Here is a 21,308-nt window from a genome sequence, read left to right on the forward strand (position 1 = left end):
CTCTGCTTACAGATGACTTTCCTGATCTTTAATATATATTAGCTTTATGCCAAGAAATACCAAAGCCACTATCCATCTAGATGCCATTATCGCTAATTACCAGTTAGCGGTTCAGGCTGCCCCTAATTCAGAAAATATTGCTGTCATTAAGGCTGATGCATACGGTCATGGCAGTGTTCGAGTTGCTCAAGCATTGGAACCTTATGTGCCTGCTTTTGCTGTCGCAATTTTTGAAGAAGCAGTTGTATTAAGAGAGGCCGGTATCCGCAAACCTTTATTAGTACTTCAAGGGATCAATGATTCATCTGAACTCGAGTTTGCTGCCGCCAATACCATTTGGCCGATGGTCGAAAATGATGAACAAGCAAAACTGATTGGTAAAACACCACTAAAATCAGCGCTTAAGGTATGGCTGAAGATAGACACAGGTATGAATCGACTTGGCTTAAATGATGTTAATTTATTAGCGGTTATTAACCGATTAAAGCGTTGTTCTTGGGTTGATGAAAATATCGTTTTAAGTTCGCATTTGGCCTGCGCTTCAGACTTAACTAATGTGATGACAAATTATCAGTTGCAAAAATTTTCACAACTAACTAAAAAGCTAAATTTGTCTACTAGTGTCGCTAACTCAGCCGCTTTGCTGGGTTTTCCAGACGCACGAATGAATTGGAACCGCCCGGGTATTATGCTCTATGGCTTATCGCCCTTTGATGATATTAATCCGCAAGACAAATTGTTAAAACCTGCGATGACCTTTTCTTCCAGTGTTATAGCTATTCGTGAAGTGAAAAAAGGCGAAGATGTGGGGTATGGAAGTTTTTGGCAGGCAAACAAACCATCAATTATTGCCACTATCGCTGTAGGTTATGCTGATGGATATCCTCGCCATGCAGCGAATGGTACGCCACTATTGGTTGCTGGACAAAAGGCATATCTAGCAGGAAGAGTCTCTATGGATATGATAACTGCAGACATTAGCCAATGCACAAATATACAGATTGGTGATCCCGTAGAACTTTGGGGAAAAACAATTAACGCTAATGAAATAGCACGCTGTGCGCAAACAATTGGCTATCAACTACTAACGAGTGTAAGCCAGCGAGTCCCCCGTCAATACGACTAATTTAACTTGAACATGAGCGCAAGTTGCGCCGACTCACTTATCTTGCTTGATTTTGAAACCACACTTGATTAACTGCTGGGAATTAGTCAAGTTTGCTGATAGTGATTTCAATATTTTTACTATTACCAGCAAACCATTTTTGAACATAAATACTGCCTATAACGGGTGGCATTCCCTCTTCAGGTATTTCTTTATATCGAATACTATTTTTGTTCTGTTTTTCTAACTCAAATTTAACTTTTTTCTCGGACATGAATGATGCCTTAGGGCGTGTGATTATATGTTGGGGTGATCTTAACCGATCGAATGAAGCACTGCAGGCTTTTGCTTAGGGTAAATATTCGACCATAATAATAGTATTATGGTCGAATCACGTTTTATAGTGAGAATTTTGTTCACATCTTAAAAGTTCAGGATTTGGGTTTCTAGCTCTTTAAAGTTTAATAAATATCCGCTTTTTATATAACACCAAAGCGATGCCGTAAAACAATGCGGTGAACACTATTGCGTATAGCAGTGAAGCGAGTTTGTCAGTCATGAGGCTTTGAAGGCTGCTGTATATCCATACCTGAATTGAGTTGGATTGTGTTCCTATGGTGATGCTAAATCTGTTTAAAAATATAGCAAAGACCCAAGCGGCCACGTAGATGAAAATAGGATTGCTGCCATATATTTTCAACCCATTTAGTACGGTATTTACCACTGGTACACGCCAAAGCAATATGATCACCGCAAGACTTAAACACGCAAATGCGCTACTGACCAGCACATACGAACTCGTCCATAAGCTTTTATTAATGGGATGCCAAACTGACCACACAAAGCCTAATGCAAGTAAAATTGCTCCTACAATCATAAGTTGTAATATTTGTTGCTTCTGGTTTTTTTGTTGCAGGACATTGACACATATTAGGTAACCACTTAATACTGTCATTGCCGCGCCAATAGTGCTGAGTAACCCTTCTGGATCGAAAGGTAATCCTTTTCCCTGCCACATATGGGCACTGCCGAGTATCGCCATGTCAAAGTGCCGAACACTATTATTTTCTAGTGAGTAGGGTGCTTGACCTGCCGATAACAGCAGCAGCCAATAAACAATTAAGGTAACGACGGCGCTCAACAATAACCAACGCTCTTTTATTATCGCCAGCATGCTAGCGACCAATAAAAAGCATAAACCTATACGTTGTAATACTCCCATTATTCGCCAAGTGTCAGGGGCTTGATCGAATGGGATAATTTGTAATAAAAAGCCAATAAAAACCAACAAAAAACTACGCTTAAAAATCGATAGCCATGGGAGACCAGATGCCTGGATTTGACCTCTTAAAGAACACGCCATAGATGCACCCATAACGAACAAAAAGAAAGGAAAAACCAAATCTGTTGGTGTTAGCCCATGCCAGTCAGCATGTAAAAAAGGAGCATAAACTGCTGACCATGAACCTGGATTATTGACCAGCAACATGAGTGCTAACGCCAGCCCCCTTAATACATCAATTGCTTCTATACGTGTTTGTATTGATTGATTCATATTTAGTACTTCTTATCTTTATTTATACCGCCGCTAAGGGCTCCAAAATAGGCATTTTCTAAACTATTGCTTTTCTACAGACAAAGTTTGCTCGCGGCTGGTAACTTGTGTATTAGGAATTTTAGCCCTTATGCGAATATCACCCTGTGTTTGTGGTTTCAGCGGGTTTTCAAACACTTGCCAGTTTTGACCTGACATTTGATACTCAAGTTGTAAGCCATTAAAAGCAGATTGCATAAATAACATCCTATCTTTTATTATTGCGCCGGGTAATGGGACTCTTGGCTGGATGCCATCTTTCACCAGTTGTGGCATGGCTTTATGAACCAATACACGGGTAAAACCAAGCCAGTCTGCATCCATCGCACTTTTTTGTGTTGAATCAAAATGACCCGTTTGAGCCGAATAGCTAACACCCGCTTGATATTTTTCCGCCCATTCAGGCTTATGCCATGCGCGTTCAGCTACCGCTAATAACCGGGGAAAAAGCATGTAGTTGGCCTGAGCGTCGGAACGCACAGTTTCACCCCATATTTGGGCTTGTATACCTAATATTTTTCGATTGTCTTGAATATCAACACTGGCTGTTGTTGCATAATTATGACCCAATTTATCGGTCCATATTTCAGCGTGTACAGGTAAGTTATGAGGCATAAACTGAAAAACTTGATAACTGTCGGTAAATCTTGAACCCCAATAGTAGCCAGGTTCGATAGGGTCTGCTTCGTAGGGGAAATCAAAATAGAGTACGTCTGGTGTAGACAGCACAACATCCCAACCATTATTTATCATTTTGTGGACTTTATTGTTTGCTCCTTGATAAAGAGCTTCCCATGCGTGGGATTGAATTTTTTTAGGTAAGTTATCAGGATTTGCATGGGATAAGCCATCACTCCATGCTGCAGGTATAACCCCCAATTCACTGACATTTGTGGCTACTTTTTCTACAAAATATGCTCCAAGCTGCTTAACATCAGTAAGACTATCGTTTTTGGCAATCAGTGCTGCGCATGCCGGAGACTCTGTCCATGCACCAGCAGTTTCATCTGCCCCAATGTGATAGCGTTTTAATGGTACGTTTGCCATTTTATGCATGTCGATTAATTGTTCAAGCACTTCACCTATAAAAGTATAGGTAGCAGGCAAACAAGGATTTAATGTGTTGTCGTTATAGTGTTGAATAGAGCGATATTGGCTTTTATCGTCGGGCTCGCTTAATAAATATTGTGCTGCCTCATCAGGCTTTTCTTCTTTTATTAGGCGGTTGTATCTAGCGTTCATTGAGACAATCGCTGCCCGTGAATGTCCTGGCATGTCTAAAGAGGGGAGTACCTCAATTTGACGTGCGTCAGCATATTGTAAAATTTCAATATAGTCCTCGATACTATAAAAACCGCTGTTTTGTCGCGTTGCAGCTAACTTGCCATTACCGCTAGCGAGTTGTGGCATCAAACAACTTTGCTCCGATTCATCAAAGCATCGAAATGCGCCTACATCGGTTAATTCAGGTAAAGAATCAATTTGTAACCTCCAGCCCTCATCGTCTGCTAAATGCAAATGTAACTTGTTGAGTTTGTAGTAAGACATTTGATCTAAGGCTTTTAAAATAAAGTCTTTACTACGGAAGTTACGGGATACATCAATGTGTAGACCGCGATATGTCATGTCGGGTTGATCTTCTGCTAATCCTAAGGGTAGAGACTTGTTTTTTGCATCATAAAGTTGCGCGATTGACATCATTGCATAATAAAAGCCTGCTGAATCTGCATAAGAAATTTGTATGTCATCAGCAGTGACCAACAAGGTATAACTTTCTGGAATTGCATTTGTCTGTAGCTTGGTTTTTATGGGTAAACCTTGTGCGTTTATTTGTAATGCGTTGCTGTTAAATCGTTGGGTAATCGCAGTGGCGAAGTTGGGTTTAACATTTTTTGGCATGTCGGGTAATTTGATCCCGGCCGAAAGCTCAATTGTTTTGCCTGACCAACTAGCCGTATTTAGTTTAGGTATGATACGTGGCTCGTTACTTACCCTGTCCTCAACCCCATGTGAAGAAAAGCGAGCAAAACGCTCTTGTGCATCAGCAATGGCGACTTTGTCGTCTGCTGTTCTGAGTAATTGTTCAGGGCGAGTAAAAGGCACAACGTGTTGAGGTCGTGCTAGCTGATAACCAGCAGTTAACTTTTCGGTGGTTGAAGTAATCACACTTGCTTCGCCGTTATCTGCCACCAATATATAATTAGGAAACAATACTGACTCAGAGGCTAGTGGTGAATTACCATAAAACTGAATTTCATATGGGGTGTTTGCCTTTATATCCGCATTTTTGGGGGTAATTTCATGCATGTCACCATTAACATGCACTAGGTTCAATGCATTGCTAGTGCTGGCGATGATTGGCGTTAAACTACTGAACATGATGCGCCAGGCATTGGGCATATGCTCGGGCAATGCAATTGTCATAGTGGCCTGATAACAACTCTTAACGTTGTTTGGGCAACCTTCTGTTAAGTAATTATTATCGACCCTCAATTTAACCTGAATTTGCTCTGCTGCTTGGCTAACTGAACTTAACGGATTAGCAGCAGTGGCTATTTGAGTTTCGTCTGCCTGTTCACAACCAGCCATAAAAAGAGTTGCCACTATAGTCAGGCTGGCAAGTGATCTTCGTTTTAATTTACTGGTCATTGGCATAGTGTTAATTGTCATAGGTTAAGTCCTGTGTAAATATTCTAAAAATTTGCCGTGTGGTTTGGGTATAGACGTTGATCTCTAGTAATTTTATCAACAGAATCAATAACAAATTGCTTCAATTCCGCGGAGACACTCGCCTTTTTTATCCTAACGATTCAGCCTGTTTTCTATTAAATCTTCTACCACACTAGGTTCGGCCAGAGTTGAAACATCACCTAGTTGGTCATATTCATTGGCCGCAATTTTACGTAATATTCTGCGCATTATTTTACCAGAGCGGGTTTTAGGTAAACCTTGTGTCCATTGGATCATATCGGGAGTGGCGATAGGGCTTAATTCTTTACGTACCCAGTTTTTAAGTTCGCTGGTGAGTTCATCATTATAGCTTTGCCCTTCTACAGGACTCACAAAGACATAAATCCCTTGGCCTTTTATGTCGTGTGTGAATCCCACAACAGCAGCCTCGGCAACAGCGGGGTGGGAAACCAAGGCACTTTCTATTTCGGCGGTGCCTAAACGATGCCCAGATACATTAAGCACATCATCAACCCGTCCTGTTATCCAGTAGTAACCATCCTCATCTCTTCGACAGCCATCGCCTGTAAAGTATTGATTTTTATAGGTGCTAAAGTAGGTTTGGATAAAGCGGGCATGGTCACCATAAATGGTTCTAGCTTGGCCCGGCCAACTATCGCGGATCACCAAGTTGCCTTCGGTTGCGTGTAGTAACTCTTCGCCGTGTTTATCGACTATGGCTGGCTGGATCCCAAAAAATGGCATACTAGCAGCGCCTGGTTTTAAAGCGGTAACACTAGGCAAAGGGGTGATCATAATGCCACCGGTTTCAGTCTGCCACCAAGTGTCTACAATGGGGCAGCGACTTTTACCTATGGTTTCATAGTACCACTGCCAGGCTTGGGGATTGATCGGTTCGCCTACCGAACCTAAAAGTCGCAGTGAATTACAGTGCGTACCATCTGCTGGATAATCACCATGGGCCATTAATGCCCGTATTGCAGTAGGCGCAGTATAAAGAATATTGACCTTATGTTTGTCTACTATTTGGCAAATTCGTCTTACATCTGGGTAAGTGGGTACACCTTCAAATAATAATGTAGTGGCTCCGTTTGCTAATGGCCCGTACACCATATAACTGTGGCCAGTTATCCAGCCTACATCTGCTGCGCACCAGTAAATGTCGCCAGGGTGATAGTCAAATACATATTTGTGGGTCAATGCTGCATACACTAGATAACCACCAGTGGTATGCACCACTCCTTTAGGGGTACCAGTTGAGCCGGAAGTGTAGAGAATAAATAATGGGTCTTCGGCATTCATGACAGTAGGAGCGCAGTCTGTGGAAAAATCTGCGACCAATCTGTGCCACCACAAATCTCGAGGAGTAAATTGCACCTCTCCACTGGTATTTTGAAATACTATGCAATGGGTAATACTTGGGCAGCGATTATCTTTTAAGGCTTCGTCCACATTGACTTTTATTGGGGTGGTTTTACCACCGCGGCGCCCTTCGTCAGCAGTGATCACTACTTTTGCATCGCAATCGTTGATACGATCAGCTATGGCATTAGGCGAAAATCCTGCGAAAATAATAGAATGTACTGCGCCAATTCTAGTGCAAGCTAACATTGCATAAGCTGCTTCTGGCACCATGGGCATATAAATAGCCACACGATCGCCTTTATTCACTCCTAGTTTTTTTAAGCCATTAGCTAAGCGACACACTTCATCATGTAATTGTTGATAGCTGATGTTTTGGTCTGTGTCAGTAGAGTCACCTTCCCAAATAATAGCGGTCTGCTGTGCGTGATGCGCCAAATGCCTATCAATACAATTGTAGCTGACATTTAACTGCCCATCTTCAAACCACTTTATGTGTAGATCGTCTTCAGAAAAACTGCTGTTTTTGATGATAGTCGGAGCTTTATACCAATCCAAAATGGCCGATTGCTGTTGCCAAAATTCATTGGGAGACTCAATCGATTGGCGATACATAGCTTGATACTTTTCAGTACTTAAAAAAGAATCCTGCTTGGCTTGTTCTGGCACGGGATAAAGCATTTCAGTCATGACTACTTCCGGTAAAAAGGTTTGCTGATAGGTTTGTCAGATAATTACATTTATGTTGTTTACTCGCCTAAGGTGGGTCACCTTAGGCTCGAATAATCGCTAAAAAGGCTTAAGACCATTGTCTTATTTTGTGTCCTTTAAGGGCATAAAATAGGATGAAACCGTAACAGGGGAGCATCATCCAATAAGCTGACTGATTATCAAAATGGTCGGCTAAAAAACCATAACAAAGTGGTAAAACAGCGCCGCCAGATATGCCCATAATCAACCACGCAGATCCTCGTGCAGTTAAACTGTATAAACCATCTAGCGCTAAGGGCCAAACAGCAGGCCAAACCAATGCATTGGCAAAGCCTAATATTGCAATAAGAGTGATAGCATTAGGTAGTTCAGCAATTCCCATCCATCCCCACAAAAAACTTGAAATTGATGTGGATTGCACGTCAGCAAACACCACCGCCACACTCAATATTAAACCTAGAATGGCAGAGCCAGCTAACGCCTGAGCCTGATCAATCAGCCTTGGAATAAGCATTAAGCCTATTAAATAGCCCAGTACCATAAAGGCCATAGTATAAGAAGTTAACGATGTGGCGTTTGCTACACCTAGCTGAGAACCAAACAGGCCAATTGTATCCCCAGCTATTACCTCGACTCCCACATATAAAAATAGCGCTAACACGCCAAGAATCAATTGTGGGTAAGCTTTTAAACTGCCTGCTTCTGCATCCGCTGATTCGGGTTTTTCAAGGACTAAGTCGGGTAATGAAGAAAACTTTAATAAAACGGATAATGCAAATAAGGCCAAAGCCATATAAGCATAAGGTAAAACTAGTCCATCAGATAAAGCCGTAATTTGGGCAACACGTTCGATTTCTGGCAGTGCCGCTATGGATTGAGCATTCACCCCTGCAAATTCTCCCAACACTAAGGCAGTAAACACTATTGGTGCTAGGAATCCGGCAAATTTATTCAGTAAACCCATAATGGAAATACGCACAGCTGCGGTTTCCTGCGGTCCGATTTTAACAATATATGGGTTTGATGCTGTTTGCAGAATAGTCAGACCTGTTCCCACAATAAACTGAGCAAAAAGAAAAACGGCGAATTCTTGCGAATATGCAGCTGGGATAAACAGTAGACAACCTAAGGCTATTCCCACTAAGCCTAAACACATTGAATGTTTGTAGCCTACTTTGTCTAACACCCAAGACATGGGTAGAGCCATTACTACATAGGCAATATAAAAGGAAAAAGCGACGAGTAATGCTTGTGACTCTGTTAAGTCACAGACTATTTGTAAAAACGGGATCAGGGCGCCGTTAAGCCATGTGACAAAACCAAATACGAAGAACAACATGCCTATGATAAGCATTGGTATTAGTGCACCTGATTTAGACTGCTGTGTGTTAATTGTTTGCATTGTTCACCTTCTTATTGATTTTAGTGCTAAGTCTGGTTTAACCGAATACTTGTTCACCAGCTATATAAGTGGCATTCACATCATATTGATCGGTTAATACAACCCAGTCTGCAGCAAACCCTGGAGCCAAATAGCCCTTGTGTTGTTGCAAGCCTAGGAATGTGGCTGGAGTAGTTGAAGCCATCTTGATGGCGTCTTCAATAGTGCAGTGTAAATCAAGTATGCAGTTACGAACGGCACTGGCCATATCAAGTGCCGAACCCGCTAATCTACCGCCTTCAATGGTTAATTTATTGCCTTGTCGATTGATCTGCATACCAGCAAATTGTAATTCGATTTGTTCACTACCGACATGAGACATAGCATCGGTAACTAGCATAATACGCTCTGGCGTTTTACATTTAATCGCCAATTGGCAGCTGGTCATATCCACATGTTCATGGTCGACAATCAATCCACAATAGCTAGATGCGTCTAATAATGCCGCTCCAACCATGCCCGCTTCTCTACTTTGCAGAGGCGACATAGCATTGAATAAATGGGTAAAACCTTGCGCACCAGCTTTAAGCGCCGCAAACGTCTGATCGGCACTCGCATTAGAGTGACCTAAACAGATTTTAACGTTAGCTTGCACTAACTCCTCAATTATCTCGACAGATACGTTTTCAGGAGCCAAAGTGACACAAACTAAACCAAGATCTGTGCGTTTAAACAAGGCCATTTCTTCTGGACTAATTTGCCGAATATGCTGCGATGGGTGAATGCCTTTTTTAGGTTGGCTTAAATGGGGTCCTTCAAAATGAATGCCTACTATGCCTTTTACATTTTGTGCGATGGCAGATGCCACGGCATTGGCTGCCAATTGCATAGTTTCAAAATCATCGGTTATAAGAGTAGGCAAGATAGCAGTGCTACCAAATTGTTGATGGGCTTGGCTCATGGTAATCAAAGTGTCTAGGTTCGGTTGATTATTAAATAATACTCCGCCACCACCATTAACCTGTACGTCCACAAAACCAGGAACAACTAAACCAGACAATGGAATAACATCGCCTTGAAACCGTGCTGATTCAACTGAGTGTATTGTGCCGGACTCAACAGTAATCATTTGATTCTTTTTAACGGTTTCACCATCAAACAAATTTTCTGCAAAAAAACGCTGCATCTGTGCCTCTAGTATACTTTGTTAGTTAATTTCATCTTGGAATATAGAATTGCGCCTTGCTCTGGAGATGCTTTGGCGGGTTGAATGATATCCTGTAGTTGGCTATTCAAATATGGCAGTAAGGGTTGTGTAATACCACCAATCAAAGACAAGCGATCTAGATTACCGCTTAATAAACGTTGGCAAATCTTATTGATATAAGTGGCGGCTTGATTTACCAATAATAATGCATCTTCTTGCTGACTTGCCGCTAATTGCAAAATCAGCGGTGCAATTGATGCATAAAACACTGGTTTTGCCTCTAGTGTTAAACTAACCAAATCGTAAGCATTATCACAATTAAGTAAACTCATTACCTGTTCGCAAAGAGGATTGTTAGGAGTGATACCATCTAATGTTTCAAGGCAATGACTAATCGCCATCTTGCCAAGCCATGCACCACTGCCTTTGTCGCCGACTACAAAACCATGACCGCCAACTTCTAACTGTTGACCGTTGTGGATAGCGATTCCAGATGAACCTGTTCCTACTATCACTATGGCTCCGTCTAGACCTAAATGAGCGCCAAGGCAAGCAATATGCAAATCAGTGGTTATCTGCCAACTAGCAAAGGGTAAGGATTGTTTTAGAAAAGCTTGTTTAACTTGTGGAATATTAATACCTGCCAAGCCAATTCCAGCATGGATTTGGTTTAGTCTTAACCCTTTAATATTAGCATTGGCGATTGCTTTTTCACTGGCTTCAAGCACAGCGGCAACTGAACCTGTTAAATGACGGGCAGCATTAGCCGGACCTGAGGTCGCTTCAGCCAAAAGGTTTCCCTGTGCATCTTCTAGGCGAGCTTTACATTTGGTGCCGCCGCCATCAATGCCTAGAAAGAAGTCCGTTGAATTAGTCAAAAATTATTCCTCTGTTTTTAGAACAATGCCTACTTTGTTTATTCGTCATCACTTTTTATACTTTTACAGCTCTATCGCTACACTCATCTTTTGAGTACCGCTGGCTATTCAAAACATGGAAATAGTAAAAATGGTTTACAAACATAATGACAGCGTTGTCATTCTATTTTACATGTCATCAAACTATTTGCAACATTTTGAATACATGATTCATTTATTTGAATATAAACTAAATCTTCTGTCGGCTTTAACCGCAGCAAACTTTCAATAGATCTTTTTGAAAAAAGACCGGAACAATTTTGTTCCGGCCAAAACACACATAAAAATAGATGTTTACGCCGCCATAAAATTTTCTACATTAGAATATTTTTGACAGCGTTGTCATTTGTATGAATTTAAGTTAAATCAAATATATTGCTACTGCAACAACTATCGTAAAAGTAAAGCAGGACAACTGTTCTTTTTAAATAAGTATCTAATAGTTATGGAAATAACCAAAATCTTCAATTAGCTTACGATTTTCGTTATCAGCCCATTGATAGTAACTTTGGTCGCTCAATTCACTAGCCGCCGCTTTATCTAACAATACAATTGCATTTTCATGCATTTGCAGTGCGGATGCGGGACACATAGCGGAAACACCACCGGTAATCATTGCTTTAACTGCATTTGCTTTGTTAACGCCAGTCGCCATTAATAATACATAACGTGCATCCATAATAGTGGCGATACCCATAGTCATAGCCATGGTTGGTTGTTTTTCTTCGGGCTTAAATAAACGGCTGTTATCGGTAATAGTTTGTTGGGTCAAAGTTTTAATACGTGTACGTGATGACAAGCTTGACGTTGGCTCGTTAAAACCAATATGTCCATTTGCACCTATACCTAAAATTTGTAAATCAACGCCACCTGATTGTTTGATTTTTTGTTCATAAGCCAATCCTTGTGTTCTGGGGTTTTCGCCCAGAGCGCAGGTAGGTAAAAAGGTATTGTTCACATCTATATCAACATGATTAAATAAGTTTTTATCCATAAAGCTGCGATAGCTTTGTGGATTGGCTGCATCTATTTGGTGATATTCATCTAGGTTGAATGTGGTGACGTTTTTAAAGCTAAGGTTGTTTGCTTTATATTGTTCAACCAACTGTTTGTATAAACTAATAGGTGTACTACCTGTTGCTAAACCTAATACAGGGTCAGTTTTTTTCTTAATCAGTTCTTTTACCCATTTAGCAGCACTTTCGGCAACTTGCTGAGCATCGTCATAAATAATAATTTGCATAAAACTTCCTTCGAACTAGATTTCTCACCTGTATTATTATTGAATAATACATACTTTGTTTTTTCATCTTTGTTAGATGATTAGCATACATTTTTAGCTTTATTCCTAAACCCATTCATTATCAATTGATACTAGGTTTACTTTTTCCCAGCCTGTGACAGCGTTGTCATTTATTCTACCTTTTATTAAACTATTTACAACATTTTGAATGGGCTATTTAACGACAAGTAATAAGTAGCCCGCTAGGAAGAGTAGTTTAGATATTCTGTTATCATGTTTTTTTGCCTAAAGTTGGTATTCAAACAGGCTTTTACTGCTGCAATTCGTCAATTATTTTAAAACCTTCAATATCCTCTTGATTGCTTGTTTTTAATTAAAATGTGTTCTCCATATCTGAAGATATATCAACCGTAATCATCATTTTTGACAGCGTTGTCATTTGTGTCGGCAGGAGTATAATGAGATAACATTCTATGTTCAGATCTTGTTAGTTGATTTTGAAATTCAAACTCTCTCTATAGCAATGATGCGGGTAACAGGGTAAAGATAGTCAACAGACTATGGGGAAATAATTAGATATGGTAAAACCTATTAACAAGATAGTCATAGTTGGTGGTGGTACCGCTGGTTGGATGGCGGCGGCCAGCCTTGCAAAGTATGCTCAAGGAAAGTCTCTTGATATTTGCCTGATAGAATCATCGTCTATACAAACGGTTGGAGTAGGTGAGGCGACTATTCCCAACATAGTCGAATTTAATCGTATCCTTGGTATAGATGAAATAGAGTTAATCAAGGCCACTAAGGCTACCTTCAAGCTAGGTATTCAGTTTGAAGACTGGCACCAGAAGGGGGAAAGCTTTTTTCATCCGTTTGCTGACTACGGTCTTAAGATTGATCAGCTAGAGTTTCACCAATATCTGAACAGACTTGCCGCTGGTGGTGAAAAAGTTTCAATTCAAGATTATAGTTTTTCCTGCGCACTGGCCAAATTAGGACATTTTGCGCAACCCCACCCACAGCCACCTTCGCCACTTGCTGATTATTCCTACGCTTATCATTTCGATGCCAGCCTGTACGCACAATTTTTACAAAAATTTGCAGTCAATTTAGGCGTGACTCATATCGACGCAAAGGTGGAAAAGGTCAATTTGCACTCCAGCAATGGATTTATAAACTCAGTGACTCTTGATGACGGGCGAGACATTGAAGGACAGCTGTTTATTGATTGTTCAGGATTTAAGGGGTTACTGATAGAACAGGCCCTACACACTGGTTACGAGGATTGGAGCCATTGGTTGTTTTGCGACACGGCTGTGGCGGTGCAGACTGAGTCCGTAGGTGTCACCAATCCCTACACCCGCTCCATTGCAGGCGATGCTGGCTGGCAGTGGCGAATTCCATTGCAACATAGAACGGGTAACGGTTATATCTACAGCAGCCAATTTGAGAAAGATGAGGATGCAGAAAATAAACTGCTGGAAACGTTGCAAGGTAAGCCTATTAATCAACCTCGTAAAATAGCTTTTACTCCGGGGCGGCGTAAGCAGATATGGAACAAAAATTGTTTTGCTCTAGGGCTTGCCAGTGGCTTTCTTGAACCTCTTGAATCGACCAGTATTTCCTTGGTACAAACCGCCATTGCTAAGTTGTTAAACTTTTTTCCAGATACAGACTTTAACCCTTATGACATTGCTGAGGTCAATCGTCTGCACAATAGGGAAGTGGAAAATATACGTGATTTTTTGATCTTGCATTACAAGATGACTGGGCGCAGTGATACTGACTTTTGGCGTCGTTGCCAAGCCATGGAAATTCCCGACCTATTGGCCCACAAGATGGGGGTTTATCAAAGTCGCGGGCATATTGTGATGACAGACAATGAATCTTTCCAGAGTGCCAGCTGGCTAACTATGTATCAGGGTTTTAACCACCTAAGTAAACGGTTTGACCCCAGAGCCGAGACGGTTGAGCTAGCTGTATTGAGACAAAAATTAGCGCAGATGCGACAATCTATAGATTCGGCGGCACAGCAAGCTATGAGCCATGATAGTTTCATCGATACACATTGCCGGGCTCAACTTTAGAACTAGTTATTACCTTCCTATTATGGTTTAGGCGCTCGGCAGTATTCTTGTATAAATGCATCGTGGCTCGGCTGTTGCCGCGCAATGTTTGTTATGGCTTGTTGGCCGCTGTGCAAGGAGGTTTTTAGTTTTACATAGTCAAGGGCATCTGCGGTGGGGTTGTAGCGTTGCGGCTTGACCCCCATACCGTCAAAAACCGCGTACCAGCTGGTGGGCTGAAATAACTCTTCTACTCCGGGAATTAGGCCGCCTGCTACGGAGAAAAAATCAATTTTTTGCTGCAGGCTTTCGGGTATAGGCATGTTGGCGCAGTAACGCCAAAACTCGCTGTCATCTCTTTCTGTGGTGCAATAGTGCAACACCAAAAAATCGCGGATTTCTTGGTAGTCGGCGCGAACACGGCGGTTAAATTCATCGATCTGCACTTGATTAGTCTGTCTGTCGGGAAACATACGAACAAAAAATGCCAGAGTTTTAGATACCAAATGAATGGCGGTAGATTCCAAAGGCTCTAAAAAACCCTGTGCTAAGCCCAAAGCTAAACAGTTCTTATGCCAGGTTTTTTTGCGTATGCCGGTGACAAAAGGGATTACTCTGGGCTCTCCAATGACCTTGCCCTCAACAGAATCTAACAAGGTATCGATGGCTTGTTGATCGCTACAGTACTTATCACAAAACACATAGCCGTTTCCGGTCCTATGTTGCAGCGGTATTCGCCATGTCCAACCTGCATCACGGGCCTTTGACACAGTATAGGGTGGCGTAGCGCCAACATTTTCAGTTTGCACCGCAACGGCGCGATTACAAGGTAGATAAGCAGACCAATCGTCGTATCCACAATTGAGGCTTTGCTCAATCAATAAGCCTCTAAACCCTGAGCAATCTATGAAAAAGTCCCCTTGTATTTGTCGACCTGAGTTGAGTACCACGCTATGGATTTCGCCATTTGCATTTTGTTCTACTGTTTCAACCTTGCCTTCGCTGCGCACCACGCCCAATTTCTCGGAAAACTTCCGCAGAAACTTGCCAACTAAAGCAGAATCAAGGTGCAGGGCATATTGCGCTCCGGCTAAGGGAGTGCCGGCGGCTTTAAAAGGTAGAAAAAACCGCCCTTGCTCAGACAAAACTGCTTCAGGTGAATGGGCCATTAGAGGGGGGGTATCCCCTTCGGCCTGAGATTTTAACCAAAGCTGATAAAAATCATGGCCGTCAATAATGCTGCCAATGCTGCCGAAGGGATGAAAATAGGATCCGCCTTTTATGCGCCAATCTTCAAATTGTATGCCCCATTTAAAACTAGCCTGAGTAGCTTTAATAAATTCGACTTCATCTATGCCCAAACTTCTAATAGTAGCCAAAAGCGGAGGAATGGTAGCTTCGCCCACGCCAATAATGCCAATTTCATCGGACTCTACCAGTTCTATTTGCACATCTTTTTGCTTGAATATATTGCCTAGAGTTGCCGCGGCTATCCAGCCAGCAGTTCCGCCCCCAACGATAACAATTTTCTTGATGGGATCTTGAGTCGGTTTCATAAGTAACATCCATTGGCTGGCGGGAAAGTTTTATTCAACATTACTGTGTATTAGCCTTATAGGCACAAAAACGGCTTAGGAATTCAAGGTGGGAAGGCACCGGTGTAACCATATTTTTAATAGCGCTGCGCATTTTCGCCAGATTGGTATTTAAATATTCTGTCGGCATATTATCTACTTCAGCAGCATAAGTGTCTGGCAAATAATTAAACCCAGAATAAATGGCTAACCAACTATCAGGACCGAATATTTCCCAAGGGGAGCGACTTAGATCTCCCACGGATTTAAAGGCCTGCATCTTTTCGTTTAAGCTATCCGGCACCGACATTTCCCGGCAATATCGCCACATAGGTGAGTCATCTCTTTGATTGGCTTTGTAGTGCAAGATTATAAAGTCTCTTACTCTCTCGTATTCAGTGGCGGTGACCTGATTAAATTTATCTACTTCGGTTTGACTAAAGGCAGCTTTGGGGAAAGATTGAATGATCTTATCTATAGCCGTCTCTACCAAAGCAATACTGGTACTTTCTAGAGGTTCAAGGAAGCCTGCCGCCAAACCAACCGCAATACAGTTTTTATGCCATGCATTCTTACGTCGACCTGGCTTAAACGAGAATTGGCGAGGTGAATGCAGGGCTTTGCCGTCTAAATTTTCAATTAGGGTTTGCAGGGCATCATCGTCGCTTATGTATTGACTACTATATACATGGCCATTGCCGCTTCTGTGTTGTAAAGGGATTTTCCACTGCCAGCCGGCTTGATGCGCTTTGGCTATGGTGCGGGGAATAGGCGCGCCAACAGATTCAGTTTGCACTGCAAACGCTTTGTCACATAGCAGCCATTGGCTCCAATCTTCAAATCCGCAATGCAGGGCTTTTTCTATAAGCAGACCGGCAAAGCCTGAACAGTCAATAAACAAGTCACCGTTTATTTGTCGGCCATCTTCAAGTTGCAGGGTTTTAATATCACCGTTTTGTGAATCTAACACTACTTCGGCGATTTTACCGTCAATGGCGGTGATGTTGTTTTTTATGGCGTGAGTACGCATCAAATCAGCAAAAAGAGCGGCGTCAAAATGTAAGGCCCAGTCAAAAATCTGCAAAGCTGATTCTGGCTTTGGGGAGGGAAAACAAAATTTATCCTGCTTGGCTAAATTCACGCCCAGGGAATAATCGGCTAAATCACTTGCATTACCTGTTTGCTGGGCCTTGAGCCAATAGTGATGAAATGGCGTATCCTTGACCGGTAAGCCAAATAAACCGAAGGGGTGGATAAAGGAACTGCCTGGGCTGTGCCAGTCTTGGAATTCTATGCCTAACTTGCAAGTAGCGTTAGTGGCGCGGATCACGTCTATGTCGGAGAAACCTAATTTATTATAAAAACGTCGTAGAGTAGGAATGGTGGCTTCGCCAACGCCAATTGTGCCCAGTTGGGATGATTCAACTAAGGTGATTTGAACCGGCGTATCAAGGAAGTGTTGGCAAAGGGCGGCGGCTGTCATCCAACCGGCAGTACCACCACCCACTATGACAATTGAAGAAATTTGTTGCTCTACTGCAGCCATCTCGTTGTTAACCTTCTCGACATCGACAAATTTATTGTTGTGCTAAGACACAATATACGGGTAGCCAATTTATTTGCAAAAATTACTAAGTAATACCAATTAAAAAAACCGCCACACAAAGTGTGGCGGTTTGAAAGTGTTAAGCAAAGCTTAACATTCGACACACAAATTTAGAAATTAACACGTGTTCCTAGCGTCCAGCGGGCTTCATACTCGTTTTGAAAAGCTTTCTGAGAAGAGAATTCCAGATAAGTCTGTTGATACTCTTCAAGTATGTTTGAGCCGTTAATATATACGCTTACATTCTCGTTTATATTGTAGGTGGCACTGATATCCAGCTGCGAATAGGTGTCTTGATATAGTGCTTGACCGCCTACTGCACCAATTGAACCTACAGTGATTAGACGCGGGCTAATGGAGTTCCATGCTATACGGGCAGAGAAATCTTCCTGCTCATACCATACAACAAGGTTATAAGTGTCCTCAGACATGCCTTGGAAGGGCAGTTCACCACCATCTGCAGCTTTGGTTGGTTGTGAACTATCTGCATAGGTATAGTTCACATCAAATCCGAGGTTACTTAAAAACGCGTTATCCAGGAAATCACTCAAGGCCACCTTGGCACCTACCTCAAAACCACTTACATCACCGCCGTCCCCTTGTACTTGAGTGGCAAAAGGCCAGGGCCCGCGGCGAATGCCATCGGCATCGGGCTCATCAATCATGATTGTGCCACCTGTAGTGAAACTTTCGATGTCAATTTTGTAGGTGGCAAGGAACATCATAGAGGCTTCTCCCGTATACCACTCAGCCGACAATGACAGGTTTTCTGAGCGCCATGGATTCAATCCCGGGTTGCCGTTTAAGGTGCCGCTGACTACACGTAAACAATCACAGTCTTCGTTATTCACTCGGCCCACGGTTTTACCACCGCCCCAATTTGACAAATTTAATGGCTGCATATTTTTAGCATAGGCAGCACGAATAATCACATCTTCTGAAGCGGCCAGAGCCAAGTTCAAAGAGGGTAAATAATCGGTATAGCTGCGTTCGGTTACCGCATCCCCCGTATCCGGGCCTAAACCACTATGTGGTAGGCTGGCGCCGACTATGTTCTGCTTAACATAGAGGTCGGTTTCAACCACTTTCATGCCCACGTTACCGCTGACTATGCCATGTTCAAAATTGGCTTGTAGAAAATAATTGGTTTCGTCCAGTTGTACATCATAGGTGGCACCACCATTTTCGGTACGTGCAACATTACCAAAGGTGTTCAAATGCCACTGGCGGGGGTCACGGAAGTTTTCCGGATCAATTGACCACACACCAGGAATACCAGTTACACTGCCAAAATTGGTTTGATAAGACACTGTGGCATGTTCGTCTAAACGTGTCGGAGGCAATAAGGTATAAGGCACCCAAGTACCAGCAGCTAAGTCACCCACAGCTTCAGCCAAATATTCACCGGCGGCAGGATTTCCCTCACAGCCTGCAGTATTAATAAATTGATCCACTGCCTTCCACTGGGCGATGTCGCAACCATCACCGAAGTTAGAGGTATAGGTAAATTGGTCGTGATCGACCAGACGTTCACTGACTCGCACACCAAAGTCGACACTGGTAATATAGTCATTGTTTTCCAATGCATAATTCCATTTAGAACTGAAAGTATTGATCTCACCTGTGTCATCGGTATTACCCTCAGAAGAGAAAGCACCAATGTGGTAGGAGTCTAAATCGGCCATGTAATCGGCAACAGAGCGTGAACCTTTTCCACCATTAACCATTTGTTCAAAACCGCTAAAGACCGGATGTTCGCCCGATGCGTCATAACCAAGAATAAATTGGTCTTCGATGCCGCCCGGTGCAAAGCTGGCATAACAACCACCGGCGGCACCAACTATGTCTTCACCGTTTACACAATTTTCTCCCTGAGAGAATGCGCCAGGGCCGGTGACTAGTGTACCCTTGTCTATGCTTAACATGTCACCTTCACCGTAACCGTGACGCATTTTGGCTGTGGCTCTGGCCCGGGTCATTCTTACCTGACCGGTTAATGCCCCGCCGTTGTCGTAGTCTAGCTGTAGGTTAAAATTATGGGATTTTTCTTCGTTATTATTGACCTGGGTGAATGACTGCAAACGATAAGATTTCATGTCAAAGGCGTTAACCGCGCCCCATGAATCACCGTTTTGATCAGTAAATGTATCACCCGTCCAGCCGTCAGCCGTGGGGTAAGCGTAGTCATTAAAGGAATTCCAGCGGTTGTTTTGTGACAAACCACGTTTCGCGTTAAAACGGTCTTGTTGGGTATAAAAATAATCTGCAGTTAGAGTGAAACCTTCGCCTAAGTCTGCCTGAGCCGATACCTGAAAGGCATCCCGTTTACGCTCTTCGGCCTTGTTAAAAGCAGCAAAACCTTGAGGTACAACATGACGAGTGTCTTCACCACGGGGGTTTTGGCCCCAAGTAAAGTTGTTATTGGCCGCACCAATTCCGCCGTCTTCAGAGGTATCAAAATAACCACTATAATCGGTGGCTAAGTTAACTTCAGAGGTGACAGCAGAAAATAACACGCCAAATTTGTCCGCCCGATAACTAACCAAGCCGTTAAGACTCGGATCAGATTCTTTACTGATCGAACCTTGAGTCACTTCAGCTCCGCCTGCGAAGGTAAAGCCCTCTTCCATATCAAAGGGACGGCGGGTTTTTAAATCGATTGAGCCGGAAATACCAGCGGCACTGTGTTTGGCCTCACTAGATTTATACACATCTACGCCCGAGAATAATTGAGAGGGTAAATCGCCAAAATCAGCACCCGAAGCGTCAATAGTAGTGGCGCTTAGAAATACTTCCCCGTTCATGGTGGTGTCAACCTGAGGCAAACCACGAATGGCTACAGGGCCACCTTCACCGGCTGTGCGTACAATTTGCACCCCTGTTATACGTTGCAGTGAATCGGCAATGGTCACATCTGGCAATTTACCAATGTCTTCTGCGGCAATGGCGTCTACCTGTGATGATGCAAAGCGTTTGGCATTGATGCTGACAATAGTACTGCCGCGAATACCGCTAATTTGGATGATTTCCAAATCCTTATCAACAGTTTCGGCTTCTTGAGCAACTATTGAAGTGGACAGCAATGTGGCGCTAGCTGCGCTAATACACAGTGCGACCTTAATGCTGTGGGATACTTTAGTTAGTCTTGTTTTGTTTGTGTTCACTATTAGAGTCCTCGTGTTTGGTATTTTATGACAGCGTTGTCATCTACTGATTTATAAAAAATGAAAACCTGTCTTTATATGTGAATTATTAGTGACAGCGTTGTCATTCAGGGCAAACTTACAACACAGAGAAACATAAGGCAAACATAAATTACAATTTATTAACAAATGCTTTTTGTATTTGCAGAGCGAGAGCATACTTTTATAGGCCGCTAATTTTCAGTGAACAGATCCTCAATTCAGTAATCAGGGCATTGGTCATGAGCTTTATCCGCTATCTAGTTATCAATCTAAAAATAATATTTTGGAGATAAATTTTCTTGTGGCGTTACCTAGATATGAATATTTATCTAAAATTAATAACAGCGCTATATGTGTTAAACCATTATTGGTGACAGCGTTGTCATTTATAGGTAATCTAATTAAAATAAATAGTTGTGCAACAAATTTCACAAAACCAACATTAATTGACTTGTACGATTAAACTATAAATAGGCTGCTTTTCATTCAAAAAATAAGACCTAAAAACTAATTAAGTTACTGAAATAAATGAGTTTCTGTTTGTGTTGGGATCGGGGGTTATCGTTAGGATCACAATCTAAAAATTGTATTGGTGCGATGATTTTTACAAAAGTAACACAAGGTAACTTGTGGTTTATCCATTACAATGCTTTTTCTATTGTCATGGAT

Annotated in this window: 13 protein-coding genes; 2 read left to right on the forward strand and 11 right to left on the reverse strand. The window is 42.3% G+C overall.

The window, feature by feature from the left end; genetic code table 11:
* The first annotated feature begins 46 nt into the window (after positions 1 to 46).
* Positions 47 to 1,126, forward strand: coding sequence for an alanine racemase (alr, locus tag GARC_RS09455; RefSeq protein ID WP_007619245.1), 1,080 nt, complete (start codon positions 47 to 49; stop codon positions 1,124 to 1,126).
* An 82-nt stretch (positions 1,127 to 1,208) separates the two neighbouring features.
* On the opposite strand, the gene GARC_RS27000 is transcribed toward alr, so the two are convergent.
* From GARC_RS27000 to nagB, 8 genes are all read right to left on the reverse strand, one after another.
* Complete coding sequence (locus tag GARC_RS27000) at positions 1,209 to 1,379, reverse strand: hypothetical protein (RefSeq protein WP_007619247.1); 171 nt, start codon at positions 1,377 to 1,379, stop codon at positions 1,209 to 1,211.
* Positions 1,380 to 1,559: 180 nt separating this feature from the next.
* A complete protein-coding gene (locus tag GARC_RS09460; protein ID WP_007619249.1) occupies positions 1,560 to 2,660 on the reverse strand; it encodes an acyltransferase family protein in 1,101 nt (366 codons plus the stop codon).
* A gap of 63 nt (positions 2,661 to 2,723) precedes the next feature.
* On the reverse strand, positions 2,724 to 5,369 hold the full coding sequence (locus GARC_RS09465; RefSeq protein ID WP_007619251.1) for a family 20 glycosylhydrolase: 2,646 nt from the start codon (positions 5,367 to 5,369) through the stop codon (positions 2,724 to 2,726).
* A 132-nt stretch (positions 5,370 to 5,501) separates the two neighbouring features.
* On the reverse strand, positions 5,502 to 7,442 hold the full coding sequence (gene acs / locus GARC_RS09470; protein WP_007619253.1) for an acetate--CoA ligase: 1,941 nt from the start codon (positions 7,440 to 7,442) through the stop codon (positions 5,502 to 5,504).
* 109 nt (positions 7,443 to 7,551) lie between these two features.
* The gene (locus GARC_RS09475) at positions 7,552 to 8,865 is read right to left on the reverse strand and encodes a sugar MFS transporter (RefSeq protein WP_007619256.1); all 1,314 of its coding nucleotides are present in this window, start codon (positions 8,863 to 8,865) and stop codon (positions 7,552 to 7,554) included.
* Positions 8,866 to 8,902: 37 nt separating this feature from the next.
* Entirely contained in the window at positions 8,903 to 10,030 is a 1,128-nt protein-coding gene (nagA, locus tag GARC_RS09480; protein WP_007619258.1) for an N-acetylglucosamine-6-phosphate deacetylase, read from the reverse strand.
* 8 nt (positions 10,031 to 10,038) lie between these two features.
* Positions 10,039 to 10,929 carry a BadF/BadG/BcrA/BcrD ATPase family protein gene (locus tag GARC_RS09485; protein WP_007619260.1) on the reverse strand — a complete coding sequence of 297 codons (891 nt, stop codon included), beginning with the start codon at positions 10,927 to 10,929 and terminating at the stop codon, positions 10,039 to 10,041.
* A 475-nt stretch (positions 10,930 to 11,404) separates the two neighbouring features.
* Positions 11,405 to 12,211, reverse strand: a complete 807-nt coding sequence (gene nagB, locus GARC_RS09490) for a glucosamine-6-phosphate deaminase (RefSeq protein WP_007619264.1) — start codon at positions 12,209 to 12,211, stop codon at positions 11,405 to 11,407.
* A gap of 578 nt (positions 12,212 to 12,789) precedes the next feature.
* Here nagB and GARC_RS09495 point away from each other — a divergent pair.
* Complete coding sequence (locus tag GARC_RS09495; RefSeq protein ID WP_007619265.1) at positions 12,790 to 14,295, forward strand: tryptophan halogenase family protein; 1,506 nt, start codon at positions 12,790 to 12,792, stop codon at positions 14,293 to 14,295.
* A gap of 20 nt (positions 14,296 to 14,315) precedes the next feature.
* On the opposite strand, the gene GARC_RS09500 is transcribed toward GARC_RS09495, so the two are convergent.
* The 3 genes from GARC_RS09500 to GARC_RS09510 form a co-directional block, all read right to left on the reverse strand.
* The gene (locus GARC_RS09500; protein ID WP_007619266.1) at positions 14,316 to 15,830 is read right to left on the reverse strand and encodes a tryptophan halogenase family protein; all 1,515 of its coding nucleotides are present in this window, start codon (positions 15,828 to 15,830) and stop codon (positions 14,316 to 14,318) included.
* Between the two features lie 40 nt (positions 15,831 to 15,870).
* Positions 15,871 to 17,394, reverse strand: a complete 1,524-nt coding sequence (locus tag GARC_RS09505; RefSeq protein WP_007619267.1) for a tryptophan halogenase family protein — start codon at positions 17,392 to 17,394, stop codon at positions 15,871 to 15,873.
* A 170-nt stretch (positions 17,395 to 17,564) separates the two neighbouring features.
* Positions 17,565 to 20,618, reverse strand: coding sequence for a TonB-dependent receptor (locus GARC_RS09510; protein ID WP_007619268.1), 3,054 nt, complete (start codon positions 20,616 to 20,618; stop codon positions 17,565 to 17,567).
* Positions 20,619 to 21,308: the final 690 nt, after the last annotated feature.

Source organism: Paraglaciecola arctica BSs20135, assembly GCF_000314995.1.
Lineage (GTDB): Bacteria > Pseudomonadota > Gammaproteobacteria > Enterobacterales > Alteromonadaceae > Paraglaciecola > Paraglaciecola arctica.

Coding starts and splice junctions, on each gene's coding strand:
- alr (WP_007619245.1), top strand. CDS start 47: ATGCCAAGAAATACCAAAGCCACTATCCATCTAGATGCCATTATCGCT.
- GARC_RS27000 (WP_007619247.1), bottom strand. CDS start 1,379: ATGTCCGAGAAAAAAGTTAAATTTGAGTTAGAAAAACAGAACAAAAAT.
- GARC_RS09460 (WP_007619249.1), bottom strand. CDS start 2,660: ATGAATCAATCAATACAAACACGTATAGAAGCAATTGATGTATTAAGG.
- GARC_RS09465 (WP_007619251.1), bottom strand. CDS start 5,369: ATGACAATTAACACTATGCCAATGACCAGTAAATTAAAACGAAGATCA.
- acs (WP_007619253.1), bottom strand. CDS start 7,442: ATGACTGAAATGCTTTATCCCGTGCCAGAACAAGCCAAGCAGGATTCT.
- GARC_RS09475 (WP_007619256.1), bottom strand. CDS start 8,865: ATGCAAACAATTAACACACAGCAGTCTAAATCAGGTGCACTAATACCA.
- nagA (WP_007619258.1), bottom strand. CDS start 10,030: ATGCAGCGTTTTTTTGCAGAAAATTTGTTTGATGGTGAAACCGTTAAA.
- nagB (WP_007619264.1), bottom strand. CDS start 12,211: ATGCAAATTATTATTTATGACGATGCTCAGCAAGTTGCCGAAAGTGCT.
- GARC_RS09495 (WP_007619265.1), top strand. CDS start 12,790: ATGGTAAAACCTATTAACAAGATAGTCATAGTTGGTGGTGGTACCGCT.
- GARC_RS09500 (WP_007619266.1), bottom strand. CDS start 15,830: ATGAAACCGACTCAAGATCCCATCAAGAAAATTGTTATCGTTGGGGGC.
- GARC_RS09505 (WP_007619267.1), bottom strand. CDS start 17,394: ATGGCTGCAGTAGAGCAACAAATTTCTTCAATTGTCATAGTGGGTGGT.